The sequence below is a fragment of the Anabaena sp. 90 genome (assembly GCF_000312705.1).
GTDB lineage: Bacteria > Cyanobacteriota > Cyanobacteriia > Cyanobacteriales > Nostocaceae > Dolichospermum > Dolichospermum lemmermannii.
On the sequence record NC_019427.1, the window covers coordinates 2,838,911 to 2,864,007 of the forward strand.

Annotated in this window: 16 protein-coding genes; 5 read left to right on the top strand and 11 right to left on the bottom strand. The window is 37.9% G+C overall.

Features of this window, described 5'->3' with window-relative positions:
* The first annotated feature begins 345 nt into the window (after positions 1-345).
* On the top strand, positions 346-9,738 hold the full coding sequence (locus tag ANA_RS24610; protein WP_015080398.1) for a DUF4114 domain-containing protein: 9,393 nt from the start codon (positions 346-348) through the stop codon (positions 9,736-9,738).
* Positions 9,739-9,977: 239 nt separating this feature from the next.
* Positions 9,978-10,172 (top strand): hypothetical protein, encoded by a 195-nt coding sequence (locus tag ANA_RS12360; RefSeq protein WP_015080399.1) that lies wholly within the window; start codon positions 9,978-9,980, stop codon positions 10,170-10,172.
* A 275-nt stretch (positions 10,173-10,447) separates the two neighbouring features.
* Here the strand turns inward: ANA_RS12360 and ANA_RS12365 are convergent, their stop codons facing one another.
* From ANA_RS12365 to ANA_RS12385, 5 genes are all read right to left on the bottom strand, one after another.
* Positions 10,448-10,798 carry an endonuclease domain-containing protein gene (locus ANA_RS12365; RefSeq protein WP_174782864.1) on the bottom strand — a complete coding sequence of 117 codons (351 nt, stop codon included), beginning with the start codon at positions 10,796-10,798 and terminating at the stop codon, positions 10,448-10,450.
* 219 nt (positions 10,799-11,017) lie between these two features.
* Positions 11,018-11,248, bottom strand: coding sequence for a type II toxin-antitoxin system HicA family toxin (locus ANA_RS12370; RefSeq protein WP_015080401.1), 231 nt, complete (start codon positions 11,246-11,248; stop codon positions 11,018-11,020).
* The gene (locus tag ANA_RS12375; RefSeq protein ID WP_015080402.1) at positions 11,245-11,484 is read right to left on the bottom strand and encodes a type II toxin-antitoxin system HicB family antitoxin; all 240 of its coding nucleotides are present in this window, start codon (positions 11,482-11,484) and stop codon (positions 11,245-11,247) included. Before ANA_RS12375 ends, ANA_RS12370 begins: the two co-directional genes overlap by 4 nt.
* A 153-nt stretch (positions 11,485-11,637) precedes the next feature.
* Positions 11,638-13,197 carry a tetratricopeptide repeat protein gene (locus ANA_RS12380; RefSeq protein WP_015080403.1) on the bottom strand — a complete coding sequence of 520 codons (1,560 nt, stop codon included), beginning with the start codon at positions 13,195-13,197 and terminating at the stop codon, positions 11,638-11,640.
* A gap of 322 nt (positions 13,198-13,519) precedes the next feature.
* Positions 13,520-14,947: a hypothetical protein gene (locus ANA_RS12385; RefSeq protein ID WP_015080404.1), complete on the bottom strand. Its 1,428-nt coding sequence runs from the start codon at positions 14,945-14,947 to the stop codon at positions 13,520-13,522.
* A gap of 1,061 nt (positions 14,948-16,008) precedes the next feature.
* On the opposite strand from ANA_RS12385, the gene ANA_RS12390 reads away from it, so the two are divergent.
* From ANA_RS12390 to ANA_RS12400, 3 genes are all read left to right on the top strand, one after another.
* The gene (locus tag ANA_RS12390; RefSeq protein ID WP_015080405.1) at positions 16,009-16,446 is read left to right on the top strand and encodes a DUF6918 family protein; all 438 of its coding nucleotides are present in this window, start codon (positions 16,009-16,011) and stop codon (positions 16,444-16,446) included.
* A gap of 254 nt (positions 16,447-16,700) precedes the next feature.
* Positions 16,701-17,312, top strand: a complete 612-nt coding sequence (locus ANA_RS12395; protein WP_015080406.1) for a peroxiredoxin — start codon at positions 16,701-16,703, stop codon at positions 17,310-17,312.
* Between the two features lie 44 nt (positions 17,313-17,356).
* Entirely contained in the window at positions 17,357-17,893 is a 537-nt protein-coding gene (locus tag ANA_RS12400) for a peroxiredoxin family protein (RefSeq protein ID WP_015080407.1), read from the top strand.
* A gap of 12 nt (positions 17,894-17,905) precedes the next feature.
* On the opposite strand, the gene ANA_RS23600 is transcribed toward ANA_RS12400, so the two are convergent.
* The 6 genes from ANA_RS23600 to ANA_RS12430 form a co-directional block, all read right to left on the bottom strand.
* A complete protein-coding gene (locus tag ANA_RS23600; protein WP_015080408.1) occupies positions 17,906-19,606 on the bottom strand; it encodes a tetratricopeptide repeat-containing S1 family peptidase in 1,701 nt (566 codons plus the stop codon).
* Between the two features lie 155 nt (positions 19,607-19,761).
* Complete coding sequence (locus tag ANA_RS12410) at positions 19,762-20,445, bottom strand: COP23 domain-containing protein (protein WP_015080409.1); 684 nt, start codon at positions 20,443-20,445, stop codon at positions 19,762-19,764.
* Between the two features lie 30 nt (positions 20,446-20,475).
* Positions 20,476-21,714 carry an RNA-guided endonuclease InsQ/TnpB family protein gene (locus tag ANA_RS12415; protein WP_015080410.1) on the bottom strand — a complete coding sequence of 413 codons (1,239 nt, stop codon included), beginning with the start codon at positions 21,712-21,714 and terminating at the stop codon, positions 20,476-20,478.
* A 235-nt stretch (positions 21,715-21,949) separates the two neighbouring features.
* Positions 21,950-22,645 carry a COP23 domain-containing protein gene (locus tag ANA_RS12420; protein WP_015080411.1) on the bottom strand — a complete coding sequence of 232 codons (696 nt, stop codon included), beginning with the start codon at positions 22,643-22,645 and terminating at the stop codon, positions 21,950-21,952.
* Between the two features lie 195 nt (positions 22,646-22,840).
* On the bottom strand, positions 22,841-23,542 hold the full coding sequence (locus ANA_RS12425; protein WP_015080412.1) for a COP23 domain-containing protein: 702 nt from the start codon (positions 23,540-23,542) through the stop codon (positions 22,841-22,843).
* A gap of 96 nt (positions 23,543-23,638) precedes the next feature.
* The gene (locus ANA_RS12430) at positions 23,639-24,874 is read right to left on the bottom strand and encodes a DUF1565 domain-containing protein (RefSeq protein WP_015080413.1); all 1,236 of its coding nucleotides are present in this window, start codon (positions 24,872-24,874) and stop codon (positions 23,639-23,641) included.
* Between the last annotated feature and the right edge of the window lie 223 nt (positions 24,875-25,097).

The window sequence follows — 25,097 nt, forward strand, 5'->3', positions numbered from 1 at the left end:
TCAAAATATTTTATCGTAAAATGGGTAGTGCAATAGCGAAGCGCTCCGTAGGAATCGCCTATTTACGAAATGTTGCTAGGTAAAAAAACAAACTGTTGCTCAAGTTTTAAAATATCGTTGCGCTATCTAAATGACTACTCTCTTTTGAGTATTTATGCTTATTGCACAATTGATATGCTTTGTGTAATAATAACTATACTCAAAATAGCTTAATAATCTGATTCTATAGGTAAGAGTTTAGCAGTGTTAAACCCCTAAACATCTAGGTTTTTCGTAATCTTGTGAAAATTCAAATCTCAGCCGTCACAAGTATACAGTATTTTTTGAATAAAGATAGTCTTCGTTATGTTTTATTCTTCAATAAATCCTCAAGACCTTTCTATTTTTTCAACAGGTATTTCTACCTCCTACAGCGACGGGGCTTATGGGCTTTCCTCCGAAGTTTTCAACCCTTTGACTCATATTCAAAATACATCAGCAATATTTAGCATAGAAAGCGAATTAGTTAACGGGATAACAAATTATTCTCTCCCAGAAAAAATTATCTCTGCGGATTATTTAATCAGAGAAAAGTTTAGCAATTTTATCACTAATTCTAACATTGATGACTGGTTAGGTATTGCTTATGGAGGAGATTATCAAATAAACTTAGCACAATCTTTGTTACAAAGTCAAATTAATGACGGTTTTAAAGATGTACAAATTAGTGTTATCAATTCAGAAATTTTAGGTAATGCTAATGGAGCTTATGCCGAATCTATTAATACTATCTTTTTGGGGAATGAGTTTGTAAACTCTAATTCAACAGAAGTAATTGCTCAAGTAATTACAGAAGAATTTGGACATTTTCTTGATGCTCAAATTAATGAGACAGATAGTCAAGGAGACGAAGGAGATATTTTTGCAAAGCTAGTATTTAATCAATCATTGACATCAGAAGAATTAAATAGCTTAAAAGCAGAAAATGATCATGGAATTATTCAATTTAATGATCAATTTATCAATATTGAAAAATCAGCATTTAAAATAACTAACAATATAGGAGAAACTTTAGCCGTAACTGAAGATACGACTTTAGTTTTTCAATGGACACAACGAGAAGCACAATATAACAATGAAGTTGGAATTATAGTATTTGATAATCCTGAAGGAAAAATAGATGGAGTCTCACCCCAACAAGCAGGTTATTTCCAAAAAGTATTAAATTCAGAAAAAAGCGAAGTTATTTTTAGCAAAGGAAGTAGTGCAGGAAACTGGAAACAACTAGATTTTAAAGCTGGAGATTATGTTGGTTTTTATTTAATTCAAAATGGTAATAGCGCAGAATATTTAAATAACCCCAATTGTATCAATATTTTCTCATCCATTACATCTGCAAATACAGACAATTTTGATCATGTTCTCAGCACCAATCTAGGTAATAATATTTATCGTTTTAATTGGGAAGACTTAACCGGAGGAGGAGATAAAGATTTTAATGATGTAGTGTTTAATGTGTTCGAGAAGGGCTTTAAAGCTGGAGAAAATAATACTCAAACAGTGCCATTAACCGTTGAATTTTTATCTAATGAAGCAGCTTATAAAAACGAAATTGGTTTTTATTATGTTGATGATATCAATGGTAATATTAATGGCATTTCTCCTGATGATGCTAATTATGCAAAAGAAGTTTTTAAACAAGATAATTATCAAGTCACTTTTGGAGAAGGTAACTATAGCGGAGTTAAAGAATATTCTCTAGAAGGAAATCAATATATTGGTTGGTATTTGATTGCTGACAATACCAGCCAAGGATTTTTACAAACTAATCCCAATAACAATCCTAATGGTGAAGCTTTAGCTTACTTTTCTTATGCTGAAGCTAACCCAGATAACTTAAATCATCTAATTCATTATTCTAGTAACCAAATGGGTTGGGAAGATATTTTTGATGGTGGAGATAAAGATTTTAATGACTTAGTGTTCCGCTTTGAGTTAGGAAATCCCATTAGTGAGCATAATGATGAAAATCAAGCTCCTAGAGAATTAAAGTTAACGCCAAGTAGTAAACAAGAAAATGTTAATCATAATACCGTTATTGGAGTATTTAATACTATTGATCCTGATCTAGAAAACATTTTTACCTATAACCTAATTTCTGGAGAGGGAGATAGTGATAATATTGCTTTTACGATTACTGGAAATGAACTTAAAATTAAAGATTCCCCTAATTTTGAAGATAAACCGAACTACAGAATTCGTGTTAGGACTACTGATGTCAAGGGATTAAGCTATGAACAATCATTGATTGTCGATATTATTAACGTTAATGAAACATTGACTGATATTGCCTTAGATAATGACATTGTTGAGGAGAATATTTCTGGTGCAGCGATCGCCACAATCTCAATAACTGACCCAGATACGGTAGCTACCTTCCGCAACAATACCGTTACGGTCAATGATAGTCGTTTTGAAGTCATCAATAACAACGGCATTATCCAATTAAAGCTCAAAGGTGGTCAGAGCCTTGATTATGAAACCGAACCGACAATTGCGATCGCCCTTACTGCCACTGATAATAGTAATAGCTCTCTGACCTACAGTGAGAACTTCACCATCAACGTCACTAATGTTAATGAAACCCCGACTAATATCGCCCTAAATAACAATAGCGTTACCGAAAATAGCGGAGGTGCAGTTATTGGGAATATTACTGTTACTGATCCTGATCAGGTAGCTACCTTCCGCAACAATACCGTTACTGTCAGCAACAATCGCTTTGAAGTCATCAACAATAACGGCATTCTCCAATTAAAGCTCAAAGGTGGTCAGAGCCTTGATTATGAAACCGAACCGACAATTGCGATCGCTCTTACTGCCACTGATAATAGTAATAGCTCTCTGACCTACAGTGAGAACTTCACCATCAACGTCATTGATGTTGATGAAAACATTGAAACTCCAACCATTAGCGCAGCGCTCACCAACGATACGGGAGTAAGTAACAGCGATCGCCTGACTCTCGACCCCACTGTTAACGGACAGACACAGGGGGCTACTTCTCTGCAAGGGAATCTCAACGGCAATGGCTTTGTTGATATTAGCAGTGCGCTGAATGAAGACGGCAGTTTTACTATCTCTTTTGAGCAATATGATGTTTTAAGTAATGATACCTTGCCCAATGGAATTTATCTCCTTGAGTTAAAAGCAAAAAATAGCTCTGGTCAAGAATCCGAGATAGTTACGGTCAGCTTTACCCTTGACTGGATTGCTCCGCCTCTGAGCTTTGAATTAGCTTCCGAAAGCGATACTGGAGAGAAGGGGGATAACGTTACCACTGCCTATAAAGTTAATCTCATCGGCCAGACAGATCCGGGTCTGGAAGTAATGTTGGTTGAGACTCAGCAGAAAGCAGTCGCTGATGACACGGGAGCATTTAGGTTTAATGATGTTGCCCTGCCCTCTGCCGGAAAAGCTCCCTACTCGTTGATGGTGTCAGATGCGGCGGGAAATCAGGGACAAACGCGCCAGTTTTTGACAAGGGAAGGAATCAACGGCGCACCGGAAATTACCAGCACTCCTGAAATAGTCTTCGATACCACCCAGCAAACAACGTACACTTATCAAATCGCAGCAATTGACCCTGATAACGATGCACTTACTTATACTCTTCTCAATGCCCTACAAGAAGTAGAAATTGACGAAGATGGATTATTGAGCTTCACGCCATCAGGAGTTTTGAAACCATTTTATAACTTTAATCTCGAAGTCAGCGACGGTCGCGGTGGAAAGGATACTCAAACCTTTACCGTTGATGTTATGAATGAGAATCTAGGAACTATCAGAGGTACAAAGTGGGAAGATTTGAATAAAAATGGATTGCGAGATTTAGCGATATTTTCCAATTTTGACGACATATCAAGATTAAGCCTAAAAGGTGACACCACTATTGTTGAGTCTGACTTAAGCGGAGAAACTGCCTTAAGATTAACGAGAAATAGAGGTTTTCGTGTTGACACTTCTGGTAATGCTCTACTCCAAAATCCTTTTGATCTTGTAGATGAAGATGGAAATATTTTATCATTTTCAACCAAGTTTGAATTTGCCATCACCTCTAGTATGGGCATATCTGATGAAGATGGAGTAGGTGCTGATGGTATTACATTTATTATTTCTCCCACGGATACTTTAGGTAGTTACGGAGGAGGACTAGGCTATGGCGGCTTACTCAATAGCATTGCGATCGAATTAGATACTTTTAATAATAATCCCTTTGGAATCAGTGATGTTAGTGGAAATCATATCGGTATTGATCTGAATGGAGATTTGAACTCCATAGCACAAACTAATATTGACGGTCGTTTCAATGATGGAGAAATTTGGACTGTTTGGATTGATTATAATGGCGAATCACAAACTTTAGAGGCTAGGGTAGCTCAAGGAGATACACGTCCTCAAGAAGTATCTGTCTCCACAATAGTTAATATTCCCGAAGTTTTAGATCAAGAAAATTTCTTTGTTGGTTTTGGTTCGGGTATTGCTGCTGGTTGGGGAAATCATGACATTTTATCTTGGGAGTTCGGTCTTAATGAACCAGGACTAGCAGGAGTTAGTGTTTATTTAGACAGCAATAATAATGGCAAGCTTGACCCAGATGAACCTGTTAAATTAACGGCAGAAGATGACCTCAGCACTCTTGATATTGATGAAACAGGGAAATATGAATTTAATAACCTTTTGTCTGGTAATTACACTGTTCGGGAAATAATTCCACCTGATTTTAAGCAAACTTTTCCAACTGGCAGTATTTCTGGACCTGACTTCTATACTGTTGAATTAGATGTAGGAGGAATTGTCGAGAATATTAATTTTGGCAATGTAAGATCCACTTCAGAAAATCGCTCTCCACTGATTATTTCTGAACCTGTTACTCTTACTGTTCCTGATGTTCCTTATCGTTATCAGATAAGAGCTACTGATGCTAACGGAGATACTCTAACTTACACCTTAAAAAATCCTCCAGATGGCATGGCAATTGATGAAAATGGACTAATTACTTGGAATCCAAATGCCATTGGCAATAATGCCGTAGCGATTGAAGTTAGCGATGGTAAAGGTGGAGTAGCTACGCAAAACTATAGTCTTAACGTTATTGAAGTTACGGTTGATACCGAAGTTCCTCAAGTCTATCTGGGATTTAGCAGTAATGTTTTTGAGCGGGGCGAAACTATTAACTTACAAATTCAAGGTTTTGATAATGTTGGTTTGGCTGATTTAGACCTTTCCTTTGACGGTAATTCCTTAACTTTAGATCCAGATTACGCCATTGTCGGTGGAATCAGTACAGCTTCTGTGCAGCTTACTCAACCGGGAATCTTTACAGTAGTGGCAACGGCCACAGACTTGGCTGGCAATAAGGATACGGAAACCCTTTCTGTACGGGTACTCGATCCCAATGACACCTCAGCACCGATCGCCAAGCTTGATTTAAGTGGTTTTGACCCATTGAATCTGGTTATTCGTCAAAAGACAGAAGTTAAAGGTAAGATTAACGATCAGAATTTAGAATTTTATCGAGTTGAACTTGCTCCTGTTAGCTTAATCGATCTCAGTAATCCCGCCGCTAAAGATCCTGATTACATCACGATTGCAGAAGGAACAGGCAATATTGATGGGATATTAGCAAGCATTGATCCTGCTCTTTATCGTAACGATAATTACTTTGTCAGGATTTATGCCCAAGATATTAATGGGAATATCACAGTTGAAGGGTTCGGAGTCGGCATTGACTCTCAAACGAAACCCGGAGAGTTCAGCCTCGACTATACCGATCTATCCATTCCCTTAACCGGAATTCCCATTGAAGTGACTCGTCGTTATAGCAGTCTCGATGCTAATTTCCAAGGTGACTTTGGTTATGGTTGGGAACTCGGCTTACAAGATGCCCAAATTGTGGAATCAGCACCCACAGGGGTCGATCTCAATTTTGATGATTTCTTTGGCGGCAATTCCTTTACGGAAGGAACGCGGGTAACACTGACCACACCTGATGGACGGCGTGTGGGCTTTACCTTTACCCCTGAAGTGTTTAGTGCCAGTGCTGGAATTTTCTTGGGACCAGACTATTATGCTTGGCAACCGAAATTTACCCCAGATCCAGGCGTTTATGAAACTTTGGAAGTTCCTTATGTACCGATTATGCGCCTGAAGGATGGCTCTTTTGGTATCTACTTGTTTGGTTTGACCTACAATCCCAGCGATTACATTCTGACGACGAAGGATGGGACAAAGTACACTTATGACCAATATGAAGGATTAGAGACTATAGTAGACCGCAACGCCAACAAACTGACCTACACCGACAACGGCATTACCAGTTCTACGGGAGCAAAAATTGACTTTATCCGCGATACTCAGGGGCGGATTACGGAAATCATTGACCCCGATGGCAAATCCTTGAAATACAGCTATGACACAAATGGCAATCTCATCGAGTTTGGCGATCGCACTAATAACGAAACTACTTTCAAGTATCAAGCTCAACGCGACCACTACCTCACTAAAGTCATCGATCCGTTAAACAGAACTAGCGTTCGCACGGAATACGATGAAAATGGACAAATTAGCAAGATTATTGACGCTAATGGCAATGAATTAGAAATTAACTTTGATGCTGCTGCTTCTAGTCAAACTATCAAAGATCCTTTCGGTAATAACATTACTCGAATTTTTGATAAACAAGGTAATGTGATTCAAGAAGTTGACCAATTGGGAGGTATTACTTTAAGAACATACAACGCTAATAATAACCTTTTGAGTGAAACAGATCCAGAAGGTAATACCACCAGTTACACCTATGATAATCGGGGTAATAAGCTTATAGAAACTGATGGAGAAGGTAACACTAAAACCTATACCTACAATGCTAAAAACGACATCCTTACAGAAACCGATGCTTTAGGCAATAAAACCACTTACACTTATGATGTTAGTGGCAATCTCACTCAACGAGAAGATGCAGAAGGTAATGTCACTACCTATAACTATGGTGCAAATGGATTATTAACAAAAGTCATTGATGCTAATAATAAAACCAGCACTTTTAGTTATGATAATTTTGGCAATCTCACTGAATTAATCGATCCTACTGGTGCAAAAACTACCTTTACTTATGATAATAATGGACGGGTTAAAAGTGTCACCGATGCTTTAGGAGCAATTACCAATTACATCTATGATGCACAAGGGCGGTTAATTGAAAAAGCAGATCCTGAAGGTAGTAGCTGTGGTTGTGCAAGAGGTATTACCAAAACTGAATACAATGCCGCAGGAGAAAAAATCGCGGAAACAGACGCATTAGGAAGACGAACAGAATACCGTTACAATGAGCGCGGTTTATTAATTGAAACCATCCTTCCTGATAGCACTCCAGATATTTTAACCGATAATCCTCGCACCAAAAATGAATATGATGCTTTAGATCGTTTAACGATTTTTACTGATGAATTAGGACGGAAAACTTACTATGTCTATGACAAATTAGGACGACAAATTGAGGTTATTCATCCTGATAGCACTCCTAATAATTTAGAGGATAATCCTCGCACTAAGAAAGAATACGATAAAGCCGGATTAGTGATTGCGGAAATTGACGAATTAGGAAATCGGACTGAATTAAAATATGATAATGCTGAACGCTTAATTAGCCGGACTAATGCCCTGAATGAAGTCACCACCTATACTTATGATGCAGACGGGCGACAAATTTCCATGACTGACGCTTTAGGGCGTAAAACGACTTACAGTTATGATAATTTAGATCGTTTAGATTCTACAATTTACGCTAATAACACAGCAATGACTACCAGTTATGATGGCTTAGGAAGAGTTATTGCAAAAACCGATTTAGCAGGAAATACCACTAATTATGAATATGATGCTTTAGGAAGACTGACGACGGTAATTGATGCTTTAAATCAACGCACGGAATATAAATATGATGCGGTGGGTAATTTAATTGAACAAAAAGACGCAAATGGAAATATCACTAAGTTTGAATATGATAGTTTACGCCGTCTTCAAGCCACAATTTTACCGGAAGGACAAGAAAATGAGACAATTCATAATAAGATTGGCAATTTAATTGAGGTGACAGATTTTAACGGTGTTGTTACTACTTATAAATACAATGAGCGTAATTGGTTGATTGAAAAATCTTTCTCTGATGGTACACCAACAGAAACTTTTACCTATACTCTCACAGGAGAATTAGTCACTGTTACCGATAATCGAGGAGTGACAAGTTATGTTTATGATGAGCGTGATAGGTTAATTTCTCGGACTGAACCTGATAGCCGTAAGATTCAATATACCTATGATAATGCAGGAAATATCCTTACTTTAATCGTTCCCTCCAGCACAACTACTTACACCTACGATAAAATCAACCGCATTGATACAGTCAAAGACGCTGATAATGGGGTGACTGACTATGATTATGATGCTGTAGGTAATTTGATTAAAACAGAGTTTGGGAATGGTGTGATTGAAAATCAACAATATGACCTTTTAAACCGTTTAACTTACCTCGAAAATCGCAATCAAACGGATGTTATTTCTAGTTATACCTACACTTTAGATGCGATGGGTAATCGTCTGAAAGTGGAGGAAAATGACGGGCGGATTGTTGAATATAGTTATGATGATATTTATCGTCTTACCCAAGAAAAAACCACTGATTCTGTTGTTGGTAATAAGACTATTCAGTATCAATTTGATGCTGTAGGTAATCGTTTACAAAAGATAGATTCTGTTGAGGGAACAACTAGCTACAGTTATGATGATAATGACCGATTATTACAAGAAACCCTTGGCGGTAAGGTTACAAACTATCAATATGATAATGAAGGTAATCTCAAAGCTAAAGTTGAAAATGGCACAACTCAAGCTGAATATGAATGGAATGCTAAAGGGGAATTAACAGCAGTAGAAGTCACGGAAAATGGGGAAACGGGACGGATTGAATTTGAATATGACCATAATGGGATTCGAGTTGCTATTAATGTTGATGGTGAAGAAACTCGCTTTTTAATTGACAATAATCAACAGCAATATGCCCAAGTGATAGAATATCAAGTTAATGGTGATGTTAAGACTACCTATACTCACGGTTGGGACTTGATTTCTCAAGATAATGGCAATAATCGTATTTACTATCAAGTAGATGGTTTAGGTAGCGCTCGTCTATTAACAGATAATAATGGGGCTGTTGTTGTTGAATATGATTATGATGCTTATGGTAATTTAACCCGTAAAGTGGGGGATGCGGATAATAATTATCTGTTTGCTGGTGAGCAGTTTGATGATGCGGTAGATGGTTATTATTTACGTGCAAGGTATTATGATTCTGCTACGGGGCGGTTTGTTTCGACTGATCCTTTTGAGGGTTACAATAATCAGCCGATAACGTTGCATGATTATTTATATGCTGGGGTTAATCCTGTAAATGCGATCGATCCTAGTGGGGAGGTTTCTATGCTAGAATATACTATCTTAAGCACTACTATTCTGGCAAAGCAAATTGCCGCTTCATATATTTGTCCCGATTCTTCGTTTGGTACAGCAACAACTGTAGCTACTTTCTTCTTAGGACTTGCTCTTCATTATTATCAAGTATCACTTCTGCTTAGTTTAGCCATAGGTAATATTGCTGCAACTGGTGTATTGGCGATCAGTCCTCTTTGTAAGCTTTTATAAATTTTTGTGTTATCGCTGATGTTCTAATGTGATCGCTCTTGTGGATGCGTTAAGTGGCGATAATATTTGACAAAAAAACCAAATTAACAATCCACCGTAACGCACCAACTCTATCATCAATTCGGTGCGTTATGCTGTCGCTAACACACCCTACTTGTTTATTACCTAAACATCATTTTTAAAAATAATAAAAAATGTTTTTTACGAATATTTAGTATAACAATTGGAGGAGTGAAACAATGATGTGGCTGAATTCAATTATTAGCGCCCTTCCTGGAGCTTTAATTAGTGGTGCTGTTATATCATCAATATTTAATTGGCAATTAAATCAAAGACGTTTACAATTACAAACAACCTTTGAGCTTCATCGTGAATGGAATGGTGAATCACTATGCCTTGGGTTGAGTGGGATGGAGTTTAGAGGGTGTTTGTAAAGTATCGGAATTGATCTAGATCCCCCTAAATCCCCCTTAAAAAGGGGGACTTTGATTGATATATTTCCTTACTTAAAAAGGGGAATTTCTTATTTATTGTTGCCTCTTTAGAGGTTGCTTTAAAACTTTTTTCTGTGAGATATGACACCCGGAGATCCCCCTAAATCCCCCTTAAAAAGGGGGACTTTGAGGAATTTAGCCCCCCTTTGATAAGGGGGGTTGGGGGGATCTCGATTAATTCTGATACTTTTCAAACATCCTCTGAGTAAGGGGGGCTAGGGGGGATCTAATCCTTCAATAATAGTGACAACACCAGCTAAATTATCCAAAACATCATGATTATTAAACCTAATCACTTTTAAACCGTAACCTTGTAATATTTCCGTTCTTTGGCGATCGCACTCCTGAGCATTTTCTGTGTAGTGACTATCACCATCTACCTCAATGACTAACTTTAATTGAGGACAGTAAAAATCCACAATAAAGTTATCAATGGGGCGTTGACGATGAACCCTATATTTGAAGTCCCGTAAATAGTCATACCACAGCTTTTTCTCCGCCAAAGTCATATTTTTTCTTAATTCCTTGGCTCTTGGTACAAGGTTTTTGTTGTATGGTAAATACATTTTGATCCCCCCAACCCCCCTTAACAAGGGGGGCTTTTTAGGTTTTATTTTAACCTATAGTCTGTGCGATCGCACTCTTGTGAAATAGGCGTTCAGGTTGGTTTGGTTATTGAAATAGCGATGATGGTACTGTGAAATAGGCGATAGTGCAAGCTTTTAGGATGCGTTAATTAAATATAACCGACAATTTAAAAAAATGGAGGATTTGAGAAGTATCTCCTATCTTCCTAACAAATTGAAGAATGTTTCTTTATCAATACCAACATCTTGAATCATTCCTGTTAAAGTACCTTGTTTGATATCTTTTCCCGAATGAATAGGAATAACAACCCTACGCCCATCATTATGCTTGTAAATGACGTGACTGCCCTTTTGACGATCAAAATAAAAACCTAATTTTTCAACAACTTTAATAAACTCTTTAGCTTTGACACTTGGAAAAATACTCATACTAAAACAGTTAATGGCTTGACAATAAAATCTTCTTTAGGAATAGGTTGATTATCAGCCATGAGACTTTCAAGATATAATTCTACAGCTTCTGTGATATTGGCGATCGCTTCTTCAAAAGTATCTCCTTGAGAATGACAGCCCTTAAGAAGGGGACAAAAAGCATGATAGCCTCCATCTTCTTCCCTTTCGAGAATGACGGTGTAATTATAAACTTGTTTGCCCTGATTATTCATATACTTGTAAGTTACTCACTAATAACTATTTTATTATAAACTGTTTTGATAAATTTTAAAGTCAGATTTTAATAATTATTGACCGCAGATAAACGCAGATAAACGCAGATAAAGACGGATGATTTTATGATTCTGTACCACAAAAAATTGATATTAGAAATTTAAAATATCTAAAGATGCTTCTATTTCTAATTCTATTATTCTAGCTTGTGTATCTTTATATTCTGCTAATTTTCCTGCTTGCCAATATAAATTTGCTGCTTTATGGAAATCCTCAACTGCTCCCTGTTTATCTGCAATTTCTAATAGGGCATTTCCTCGATTATAATAAGCATTAACATAGTGAAAATTCATTTTAATTACCTGAGTATAATCGGCAATTGCTGCTGCATATTTTCCTAAATCAAAATGAGCATTACCCCGACAATAATAAGCATCAATATCATCAGGATTAATTTGAATTACCTGATTATAATCAGTAATTGCTCCTTCATAATCTCCTAATTCAACCCGATCATGTCCACGATTTTTATAACCAATAGCATCATGAGGATCAATATCAATTATTTGCTTTAATTGCTGTTGTTTATCTAATAAATATCGAGATATTTGTCTATCTTTTTGCGTGGTAGCATAATCAGGATTAAGGTTAATTGCCTGATTATAATCTTCAATTGCTCCTTGAGTATCACCAATATGAGAACGAACATCAGCACGATTTTTATAATTAATCGCAATATGAGGATTAATTCTAATTGCTTGGGTGTAAGCTTCTATGGCTATGTGATAATTACCTATTTGATAATGTACTAAACCTATTTGATTGTAAGCTTGAGGATGATTTATATTAATATTTATTGCTTGACTATAATTAGTAATTGCTGTGTGATATTCACCTAATTGATAATTAACTAAACCGAGTTTATAATAAATATCAGCATCACTATTATTAAACTGTAGAGCTTGATTGTAACTATTAATTGCCGCTGCATATTCCCCTTTTTGGAAATATTCATCACCGAGATTTAAATAAAAAATAGTTAAATCAACAGGTGTAGATTGGGGTTTAATTATTTGACTTTGAGGTAAATCAGATTTATGAGAATTTGCCGAAATTGAAAATTGTTCTAAATAGGAAAATAAACCACCACCATACAATAATTGATTAATTCCAAAGGAAATTTTCCCAGTTTTCAATTTAATCATTTGCGTGGGGAGAAATCCAGCTAAAAAAAGGTGATATGCAGATTGAGCTTCATTGACTTCTTCTTGAATCAAAATACAAACAATTACTGCATTTTTTTCCACTTCTTCTGCACTCACTGACCATCTAACTCTATCAATACTACCGTGACGAGATTTGACTTCAACGCCAATTACAGAATTAGCAGTGAGTGTAAAATCACTTTTACCATCACCACCAAAGCGTTTTTCATAATCTACTTCCGTAATAAAATCCGCTAATCTTTCTTTAACAACTTCCTCGCCTAATTTACCTTTAAGATTATTAATAAAAACGTCACGGACTGGGGAAGTGCGTTTATATTTTTCCGCCATTAACCAGCAAAATTCCCGTAATGCCTTTAATCTCTCACCAGAAATGATAGTTAATTCACTATGTTGACCTTCTATTTCACAATGAAGTAGACAACTAGATGTTAACCTTTTCAGAAAGTCAGATTGTAGCGATCGCAGGAGAGTAATCCAATCCATGTCTAATATTTCTGCGGTCTTTTTATGTAAGGGTAAAGCAAGAGCTTCATTGGTGTCAACTTAACGCAAAACCCCATGCCGAACTCAAGTTCCTTGCTAATATCGAAAGTTCTCTTTTGATGACTAAACACTAGAAAAATTTATTAGTCCGTTTTAACGGACTTGAGCTATGAGACAGGGAATTTATTCCCTGGCGGTTCTTACGTTGACACCAATAAACACTGCTAAACCCTTACAAATCTATAGAAATCCGGTTTGATTCTTAAAAGATACGTAAGGTGTGTTAACGATAACGTAACGCACCAGATCCTTGATCATGGTGCTAAGGATTTTTTCTTTCTTCCTTGATTTGGCGTAAAGTTTGGATAAGTTTCTGATTAGATTCAGTAGATACAGCCGGCGAATTACTACTGGATTTTTCAGAAGTGACAGAATTAGAAGTATTTACTGATGGAGTTTCGGGACGATTTTTAGTATTTTCAGGTTCGGGTAATTTTTGAGAATTTGGTGTGGCTGTTGGTTGGATTTGGAGTTCAGGTAATTTTTGAGAATTTGGTGTCGCTGTTGGTTGGATTTTAGATTCAAATACTTTTTCAGTATTTGAAGTGGCTGTTGGTTGAGTCTTAGAACTTACTCCCGCAGAATTGGGATTATTTTGGAACTTGAGTTGGAAAGGATAAGAGCTAATTAACTGCTTATCAGCTTGAGGTGGATTAGCACTGAAAAATTCCCTAGCCTTAGATTGTAACTTAGGCGATTCTGTTCCTGCTTGGAATTTAATATCTAAAACCTTACCATCTGGATCTACAACTAATCTACCCACAACTGTCCCTTCCATCTCCGGTGTATCTGTAGAGATGGTTTCACGAATTACCCCTTTCTCTTTAACATTGGGATATTCTTGACGAATATTTTGTCTAAGAGTATTGTAGGAGTTCAGTTTAGCCAGTAATTGTTCAGTTTTTTTACCTTTTGATTCAGATTCATTTGTGATGATTTCTGGCGATTGTCCCCTAGAATTATCTGTTAAAGCTAATTTTTCTCCACCTTGAGGAATCTTAACAGCATTATTTCCTGATGCCACTGTTTGTGGTGGTGAAATACCTGCTGTTGTTGTACTGCCAATATCAATAGCTTCAGCAGACGGATTATTCAGTGGTTCTCCAGGTATTTCATGACTTTGTCGCAGTTCTGGTAACCGATTAATACCGAGAGATCCGGTTTCTTTCATTCTCTGATCTAGATTATTGACAAAAGGAGAAGTCGAGGAAGTCGAGGGAGTATATGTACTTCTTGGTAATCTAGACATTGCTATCTGTAAATCATTGCGAGTCAATCTTTCAATAGATTGCTTGCTAGGCAGATAAGAAAGGTTCAAGTTAGTTGGCGAACTCGGAATAGCTGGTAATACCGACTGACTAGATAATTCCGGTTGTAAAGCGGGATAGTTAGTTAATGGACTGCTTAAATTAGCACCTGGTAGTTGTTGCTGTAGCGGTAATTGGGGTTGCTGTAAAGCTACCGGGGATGTACTAGGGGGTTGTGGTAATCGGCTTTGATCAGCGGTACTCAGTTCCATCAATCCCACTGCTTTGGGTGAGTCAGTTTTAGAAGATTGACCAGAGTTAACTGGCATTAATGGCACAATTAAGGCAATAGCGCCGTGGATACCAAGGGAAGCTATAGCGGCTATTCCCGTTGGTTGGCTGAATATTTCTGGTATGTTTTTTAGGAGAGATACGTAAGACATACTGTTATGGTTGATTCTGATCAGTTAAACTTGAATAGAAATTTTATCAACAAAGAATTCAGGGGTTATCTTCATAATACCTGCGCTATTTTTGCTTTGTTGGGTTAAGCAACAAACCAACCTACGAATCAAGGCTTTTTTCAATTTGGCGAAGGTATTGCTCAATAATGAAGTTAATATCCCACAGTATCATCTACTTAGGGAAGGGGAATAATAATACTCAAGTAAAACTGATTAACTCCTGAAATTTGTGTCTTCTCAATTATTTTTGATCTTTTAGGCTATTTTGTCATAAGAATACCCGGTAAGCGTGAAACTCAGCGGCTTGGCTCCCTGAGAGGGAAACGACACGGGCGGTTTTAACCGCTGTGAATATTTTTTCATTACCGCCTTGGAGTTGAGAAATTCGGGGTACTTTTGTGGTGTACTTTCAACGGGACAATTACCGATTCAAATTTCCCAACTCTGTACGCATAATGTGTTGCTCCGAAGAGCCTCCCATTTCTGGGGTAATGTTAGCTGAATGCCTCCGGCACGCTTGCGCGAACGTCAATGTTTTAAGAGCTTGTTAGGCTTGCAACACTGTTTCAGTGACTTTGAAACTGTTTAATCACAAGCGACAGAGCAGGGAACTAGCTACGCATTCCAGGGTGTCGTGACTCAAAAAACGTAGTCAGTTAAGACTTAGACTGGTCAGTACAGCTTGCAATTTCTTACAAGCTCAGTCCCTTTAGGGCTGAGTTACTGACTGCCAAGAAGCACCTTACTCCCATACATAATAACTTCCCAAGGGGATAAGTTCAACAGGGGAATTAATGATATCTTCAGTTTTTATGTTCCCGTGATCTGAATATGACACATAACCTTAGCAACAGACTAAGTCTGAATGATGTCTAGGACAAGCTACGCTGAAGCATCTTGGGAATAATGGGGTGCAATCAACATCAAAATTCTCCGAATGCTATACTTTTCCCTGTTCCCTGACTCCATGAATGAATTTAATTTTATTCAACTACTTATATGATAATAAATCAAGCAATTTGATACTTAGGAGTATTAAAATGGGACTGAATGAAGAATTAATGAATTCTGGTCATAAGGACTTGATTGTCCAAGACTGCTGCACCATGATAGACGCACAACTGGCATCTAAGTCAGGCATAAGCGGTATGGCCATGAAAGCCGCCTTTGCTGCACTCAAGGGAATTCAACCGGGTTATATCACCAATGTGGTTGAGTCCCTCCTACCGGTTTGCTTAACTGCAATTGATCCCATTTGGAGTGAAGGAGTGCAACAGGGTGAACCGGTGGAATACCTCACAGCCAATAGTAATCAGACCGCAAATGCGCTGCTAGGTGTAACTGATGCCAGGGTTAAAAATACCAAACGCCAACTGGTGCGAGGAACTTACGAAAAATTCCGTAATTCCGCAGAAAAACACGTACAAGAGGCAGTACCAGATTTTGCTCAGGTGATTGGTAAGTATGTTAATAACTAGCTGAAAAATAGAAGTTAGTTTTTAAGTCTTCAGATGCGCTTCCACATAAATAATGGGAGCGCCTATCACCAAAAGCCGATTTGCTGATATATTCCTTCATGATATAATCGTCTGCTGAGGATATTAAGTTAAAAAGTCCCTAATTGAGCCGAAAACATGAGTTTTTCAAGACTCTAAAAGTTTCAATCTAACCGATGTGCCTGCGCTCAAAAATAAATCCAACTATGATATAAAGTTAAAGGAGAATTAGATTAATGACACTTACCTATGGAACAGAGGGATGTCTCCGGATTGGTCAGCAGGCTCCCGATTTTACAGCAACAACCGTAGTAGATCAGGAGTTTAAGTCAATTAAATTGTCTGACTATCGTGGTAGATATGTTGTTCTGATGTTCTACCCCTTGAATTTTACCTTTGTTTGTCCCACTGAAGTTACAGCATTTAGCGATCGCTACGCAGAATTTAGCCAACTAAATACAGAAATTTTGGGTATTTCCGTTGATAGTGAATTTTCTCACCTCGCTTGGATTCAAACAGATCGTAAATCTGGTGGAGTCGGTGACATAAATTATCCCCTAGTTTCTGACATCAAAAAAGAAATTAGTGCCGCTTATAACGTTCTCGATCCCACCGCTGGTATTGCTTTACGCGGTTTATTTATCATAGATAAAGATGGCATTCTACAACACTCCACTATTAATAATCTAGCCTTTGGTCGGAATGTAGATGAAACCCTGCGAACATTACAAGCAATTCAGCACGTTCAGTCCCATAGCGATGAAGTTTGTCCTGTTAATTGGCAACCTGGGGACAAAACCATGAATCCTGATCCCGTGAAGTCTAAAATTTACTTTGCTGATATTTAGAGAGTTGGGAATTTGGTAATTAAACTTTTAATTTTGAATATCTTATGTTGACTTCAACTGATTTTACTGGCTTATTTAACGAGCGATTTTTCCATAATTTTCTCCCTATACCCGCGTTAGATAATTTCAGATTGGGTATAGGCACACCAGATTTTAAATTATCAGATATTACTAACAATACTGTTGTTAAGCTATCTGATTTTCGAGGTAAACAACCTGTAATAATTGCCTTTACCAGAATTTTTACCGAAAAGCAATATTGCCCATTTTGTTATCCCCATATTCAAGCCTTAAATGAAAATTATGAACAGTTTAAAAATCGGGGAATTGAAATTCTATTAATTACTAGCACCGACAAAAAGCAAAGTCAAATAATAGTTCAAGACTTGGGCTTAAAAATGCCATTATTGAGTGATTCCAGTTGCCATACATTTCGTACTTATAGAACTGGACAGGCATTAGGAGCGCCATTACCAGCACAATTTATATTAGATAAAGATGGCAAACTGCTCTACAGACATTTATTTTCCTTCTTAGATCATAATGCCGGTGTAGAGACACTTCTAGAAAAATATAATTGAATAGGACACAGTTCATTTCCAAGATTCTAACCTACCTGTACCGCGATTGTATTGATAATTTTTCTGAATTAAACTAGGATGAGGATTGACACAATATTGTTTACCATCAATCATAATTTGCACTATTTTTTCTCCAGAGGTACAGGAAACATTTGTTAATTCCCAGCTTTTAATTAACTCTATATTGGCATCAGTGGTAAGCTGGGAAGTTTGTTTTGGCTTTTCCTCGACTTGAGAAGTAGATTTTTTAACATAACGTCTATTAAATATTTCTGAAGATTTTTGATAATCTGCAAGAGCGCCTTGATAATCATTAGTCAGAGTGCGAGCTATGGCACGATTTGTGTAGGCACTGAAATTATCAGGATCAATCAAAATAGCTGTACTTGATACTTTTATAGCTGATTGATAGTCTTTTAAAGCATTAAAAATATTTGCCTGAATAGAATACCCATAACTATTGTTAGGATCAAGACGAATAGCTTGTTTAGAAGATTCTAATGCCGCTTCATAGTTTCCTAACTTTAGATAAGCCATACCTTGATGAGCATGAGTAATAGCATAGTTAGGATTAAGACGCATAGCGCGATTAAAATCCTCAAGGGCTGCTTGATTATTTTGTAACGAAATCTGAGTCCAGCCACGATTAAGATAACCATCCAAATAATTAGGATCAATAGCAATAACTTGGTTAAAATCTACAAGAGCTTCTGAATATTTTCTTAACCATGTGTAGACATATCCCCGTTTAAAGTAAGCTTCTGAATATTTAGGGTCAAGCTTGATTGCTTGATTAAAATCTTCCACCGATTCTTGATAATTATATTGATCAAGTTTAGTAATACCCCTAGCATAAAAGTCTCTTGCTGACTGAGGATTACTTAAACGAGTAGCAGGAGGTTCATTCGTAGAACTCTGATTTTTTTGAATCGGAGTATTTTTAATACTTGGTTCACTTATAGCTAAAAAAGTATTAACAGGAATCCCCGCATTAAATCCTGTCTTCTGAGTCACGATTTCTCCTGTTTCTGTTTTATTCTTGGCTGATGTATCAGCTAATCCATGAATTGCCACAACTCTACCAATAATATCAAACACAGGACCACCACTATTACCAGTTACAGTTCTGGCATCGTAAATCAAACCATAGCCATTAATAGGACTATTATTCCGAGAAACAACTATTCCCTTGGTAAAAGCAAAGTCTCTGGCAGATCCAACTTTACCAAATACGGCTGGAAACCCACCAACAAAGATATCCGTACCCTCTACCATCTCATCAGAATTGCCTAAAGTAGCAATGGGATAATCTTCTGTAGCCACAAAAGTAGCTAAAGCTAAATCTGGGTCGTTTCTACCCTTCTGCAACACTTTGATATCTTTAACAGCATAATCTTTCCCTGTATTTGTCCGAATAGAATAAGTAATGTCTTTAGCGCAAACAATTTCTCCCGGTCTGTCTAACACATCACACACCACATGATTAGCTGTAAGTACGGTATAAGTATTACCTTGTCTAGCAATAATTACACCTGAACCTCCAGGAGTAATATCACCCTCTGCATTAATTTGGACTGAGGTGTTTTTGGCAATTTGGGCAATCTTTTGAAGACTGATAGGATCAGCAGCAGGTGTTGGGATAGAAATGACAATAGCTGCCACTATTGCCGTAGTCAAAACTGGATAATTTACCCTAGTAAAATATAAACTCATATGCTTAATTATTTTTGTAAATTCTGGTAATGACAGGAATTCGGTTTAATTTCTGTATCTCTGGCAGGAGACGTAAGCAGGTTGGCGTTCAAAATTGCCCTTGTCGTTATGACAATTTTTAACATCAACCCACTTATAGCAACTTCAATTAATAATTACAAGCCACTAGATTTATTTTCAACAGCAGGTTTTCTTGTAGTTTGCCGAAGTGAGCGATTGACATTGTTTGTGAGTAAATCGCTCAATCTAACCTTTACACGACCTTGTGTTTCCCGAATTACACCAGCGCTAGAACCTTTACGACTGATTTGGATGATTTGGGCAAGAATTTGGTCTGCTTTCTTGGCATTTTCGGGTTTGAGGGTAAACAGAGTATTGCGTCCATTACAACCAGTATCATTTGCAGAAACTACGCAAATGACAGTGTTGTTATTAACTCGACCGTTCATCAATACAACATCTTTGAGGCTACCCCCACTTTCAGCTACGGCCGCATTTAATTTCGGTGTGACGATTTGGCAACGACTTTGAGGAGTAAATTTCTGACCAAAGTATTTTGAAGATGCTGAAGTCCAGATAATTACAGGGATTGGCTCTCCACCAGGTCGCTGACCCACTGTAGCCACGTTACCATCACCTTGGGATACACAGGTAAATTGAGTTCCAGTGTTGGCTTCCTCCGATGGGTCTACATCTGCCACCGGACTACTGTTGCTATTATTGACTTTGTTGTTGCCATTATCTACTGGTGGTAAGGCTTGAACTGAAGATCCCAAGGCAACAATGCTGGATATGGCTAAGGTAGTAACTAAAATTGCTGTCTTCAATTGATGTTTCATAAAACCTCGTAAATTTTAAAAGTGAACTACCTACACTGACCTGACGGTACAGTGTAGGCTTCCCAATTCAATGGGGACTGCCTCGGACTTCATGGATTTTTTACGTCCCGAAGACTTTGGTCTTACATCCCCTCCAAGGGCAGAAGCGCTAGTTCCTAACGCCCAAAGTCGCAAACCTTCATTTCTAATATTTATTGCGGCATTGATATCTCTATCATGCTGTTTTTGGCAGTGAGGGCAATCTACAAACCTAACTCCTAACGAATCATATCCTTTTTGCCACACCGGAATTGGTAGTAGAGTTTCACTACAAAGTTGAGAAGACGGGAAGAAACGACCTATTTCTTGATAAGTATGACCAAATCTTTCAGCTTTGTATTTGAGCATGGTTTGAAACATTCCCCAACAAGAGTCACTAATAGCTTTTGCCAAGTTGGGATTTTTAACCATATTCTTAACTGCCAAATCTTCTACACAAATAACTTGGTTTTCGGATGCTATTTTGCGAGATAGTTTGTGTAGAAAGTCTTCACGGACTCTAGCTATTTTGCTAGAAACTTTTGCGACTAAACGTTTGGCTTTACGACGTTTATTAGATGTTTTATCGGTCTTCTTAGCTAGTTTTTTCTGCTTGCGCTTTTTATTCTTTTCAAGAAGAGCTAATTGCTTCTTAGGAAGGTCATATTTTGAGCCTTCGGAAGTTATAGCAAAGTTTTTCAATCCCAAATCAACACCAATAGCTTTTCTAATTGCAACTACCGGATTGTCATTTTGGTTAAAAAGAATAGATGCATAATACTTACCGTCTGCATTTCTTGATATTGTTACAGCCGTGAATTTTGCATCGGGCAATTCTTTATGGAACACGGTTTTCATCATCCCTAAATTGCCAGGAAACTTAATCACAGAATCCTCTGGCATCAGTTTCACATTTTGGGGATATTGAATTGATTGTTTACCATGTTTAGATTTAAAGTTAGGAAATTTAGCACGGCCTTCAAAAAAGTTGACAAACGCACTAGAAAGATTGAATGTGACTCGTTGCAACACTTGACTGTATGCAAGTCCTAACCATTCATATTCCTTTTTTAATCCTGGAAGCAACTTATCCATAGCCGCTTTAGAAAGCCCAATGCTTATTTCTTTATCCGCGACAGTAGTGGCATTAAGCATATAATTCCACAACCATCGAGTATTACCAAAACATTGAGCTAAATATGATTCTTGCTCATCAGTGGGATAAATTCTAACTTTAATTGCTCTATACATGGTATCGACCTTACCGTGTTCGTATATTCATGGTAACACAAATAATCAAAACATACCGAATAAAAAACGAATATTTTGCTCGTTTCGTCGTTGTAGTCTTTCCGGTTTTCGCGGCGCACCCTGCGGGAAGCAAGCTACAAATCTGGTCAGACTACACTCCTTTCCTCACGCGCAATTCATCTCAACACTGACCTGAGTACAGGTACAGTGTGAGCCTTCTTGCTGTTTAAGGTAATTACAAACCACCAGAGTTATTTTCAACAGCAGGTTTTTTGGTAGTTTGCCGCAGTGAGCGATTAGCTTTCTTGGTGAGCAAATCGTTCAATCTAACTTGCACACGACCTTTTGTTTCCCGAATAACACCAGCGCTAGAACCCTCACGACTGAGTTGCATCATTTGGGCAAGAATTTCTTCAGACCGCTTGGCGTTTTTTGGGTTTAAGGTGAAGAGAGTATTAGTCCCATCACAACCAGTATCACTGATAGAAACTACGCAAATGACGGTTTTCTCTCCGACTCGACCGTTCATCAATACAACATCTTTGAGGCTACCCCCACTTTCAGCGACGGACGCATTTAATTTCGATGTGACGATTTGGCAACGGCTTTGAGGAGTAGATTTCTCACCAAAGTATTTTAAAGATGCTGAAGTCCAAATAATTACAGGGATTGGTTCTCCACCGGGTCGCTGACCAACTGTAGCTACGTTACCATCACCTTGGGATACACAGGTAAATTGAGTTCCAGTGTTGGCTTCCTCCGATGGGTCTACATCCGGCATGGCGGTACTGTTACTATTATCATCTGTATTATCCACAGGTGGTAAGGCTTGAACCGTAGATCCCCAGGACAAAATACTGGATAGGGCTAAGGTGGCAATTGTGATAGCGAAGCCCGACCTCGGAATCGTTGTTTTCCATTGATGTTTCATAAAACCTCGTAAATGTTTAAAGTAAGAGGAGCATCAGCATGAGATGTAAGTAGGTGGGCGGAGGAAAATCAAAATATATTTCGTTTTGTGAAATGGCTAAAACTCAAGCACAATAACGCATTGAGGTAAATTTACATATCGTTATACATTTTGGTTATTTTACGTCCACCTACTTAGTACCCATTAAATTAATAATTACAAACCACCAGACTTATTTCTAATAGCAGGTTTTTTTCTGATTTGCCGAGGTACGCGATTATTCTTATTCTTTCTGGGTAGTAAATCGCTCAATGTTACCTGCACACGACCTTTTGTTTCCCGAATTACGCCAGCACTAGAACCCTCACGACTGATTTGCATCATTTGGGTAAGAATTTCCTCTGGCTTTTTGGCGTTGTCCGGGTTTAAAGTAAATAGAGTATTATTACCATCACAACCAGTGTCATTGACAGAAACTACGCAAATGACAGTTTTATTGCGGACTTTACCGCTCATCAGCACGACATCTTTGAGGCTACCGCCACTTTCAGCTACAGCCGCATTTAATTTCGGTGTGACGATTTGGCAACGGCTTTGAGGAGTAAATTTCTCACCAAAGTATTTTAAAGATGCTGAAGTCCAAATAATTACAGGGATTGGTTCTCCACCGGGTCGCTGACCAACTGTAGCTACGTTACCATCACCTTGGGATACACAGGTAAATTGAGTTCCAGTGTTGGCTTCCTCCGATGGGTCTACATCCGGCATGGCAGTACTGTTACTATTATCATCTGTATTATCCACAGGTGGTAAGGCTTGAACCGTAGATCCCCAGGACAAAATACTGGATAGGGCTAAGGTGGCAATTGTGATAGCGAAGCCCGACCTCGGAATCGTTGTTTTCCATTGATGTTTCATAAGACCTCGTAAATGTTTAAAGTAAGAGGAGATTAGACTTTTCCGTTTTCTGACTAAAAAGGTGGAAATAATTGATAAAGAACAAAAACACAGATCCTATAAACCCTCTTTTTTCGGACGGGAAGCTCTGTTGGGGGAATTGACTAAAGCTTTGAGGTTGCCATTACTCTGATTATATTCGTAACTATTGGCTGTTAAGTCAGGATGGGGCATAACACAGTATTGTTTACCACCCATCATGATGGTAATTACTTGGCTGCCAGAGGCACAGGAAATGGGTGTTAATTCCCATTTTTGTAGCAATGCGATGTTGGGATCGTTGGCTGATAAATCATCGCTTTGGGAGGAATACGGTGTTGATCTTTGGCTGTTACCTATTTCGACTGAACCAGCAATGCGTGAGGCATCAACATTGTTACCAACAGCAGAAATGAAGTTTTTGGTAGCATTGTAGAGGTTGTAACGACCATTATTGCTGATACTATTGCTACCAGGATTATTGTTAGTCCCCAGATCTGGTGAAGCATTTAGAATGAGGACAATACCATCCCGTTGATTATTCTGAATTACATTTTTACGCAGTAAAGGTTTGGCTGATTCAGAGATGACCATACCATCTTTATTTTGGACTATTTGATTTTCTGTGATTAAGGGTGTGGAAGTATCACCAATAGCTAAACCAAAGCCATTATTTTGAAATAGATTATTGCGAATTTCTCCCCGGCTTGATTTTGTGATAGCAATGCCATTGGCACTGTTTTGCACAAATTGGTTATTTTCAACTTGAGGATTTCCCGTGCCTGTGACAAATACACCTTCCCTGAAGTTGTTAGTAAATGTATTGTTTATGATTATGGGGTTGCTTGATTCTACCCATAGACCCGTACCCCTTTCATTGGTATTGGTGACTGTGATACCAGCAATTGTGGTATCTTGATCTGCCAGGATAGTAATGTTCTGTTTAGCGAAGGTGCGACTGATATAAATACCACCACCGGAAATAACTACTCTTCTACCTTTGCTTGATTCGTCACCCCGTAATGTTATTCCTGGTTTGAGTAATATAGGGAATGTTTCGCTGCTATAGTTGCCGGGAGCTAACTGAATCACTGAACCCGGTTTAGTCTGACTCAGTGCGAAGGTAATGGTTTTGTAAGGAGTTGTTGCAGATGTGCCAGCCTCAGCAGTATTTACACCAATAGCTGGATCAACATAAATTACCTGTGCAACGGTCGGCAATTGCGCCTGGACTGGAAAAGTGACGATTAAGGAACTAGATATAGCTAAGTTCGCCAATAAAACAGAGGTTTTTGATCTAAACTGGCTGCTCATAAGTACATCCTTGATTTGATACGTGTATCGTTACATGACTTAATAGGAATTAAACCATAAATTCTCTGATAAGACAAGTAAAACTTATAACGAAATTGGGTGAAAACTCTGGTAAGCTGTTACGCATCTAGTTTTTGAACCCAATCTGGGCTATAGGCGGGTTTCCACCTCCAAATTATACAATTTAAGTGCGCGACAGCTTAGTTTAGTCATAGAGAACCCA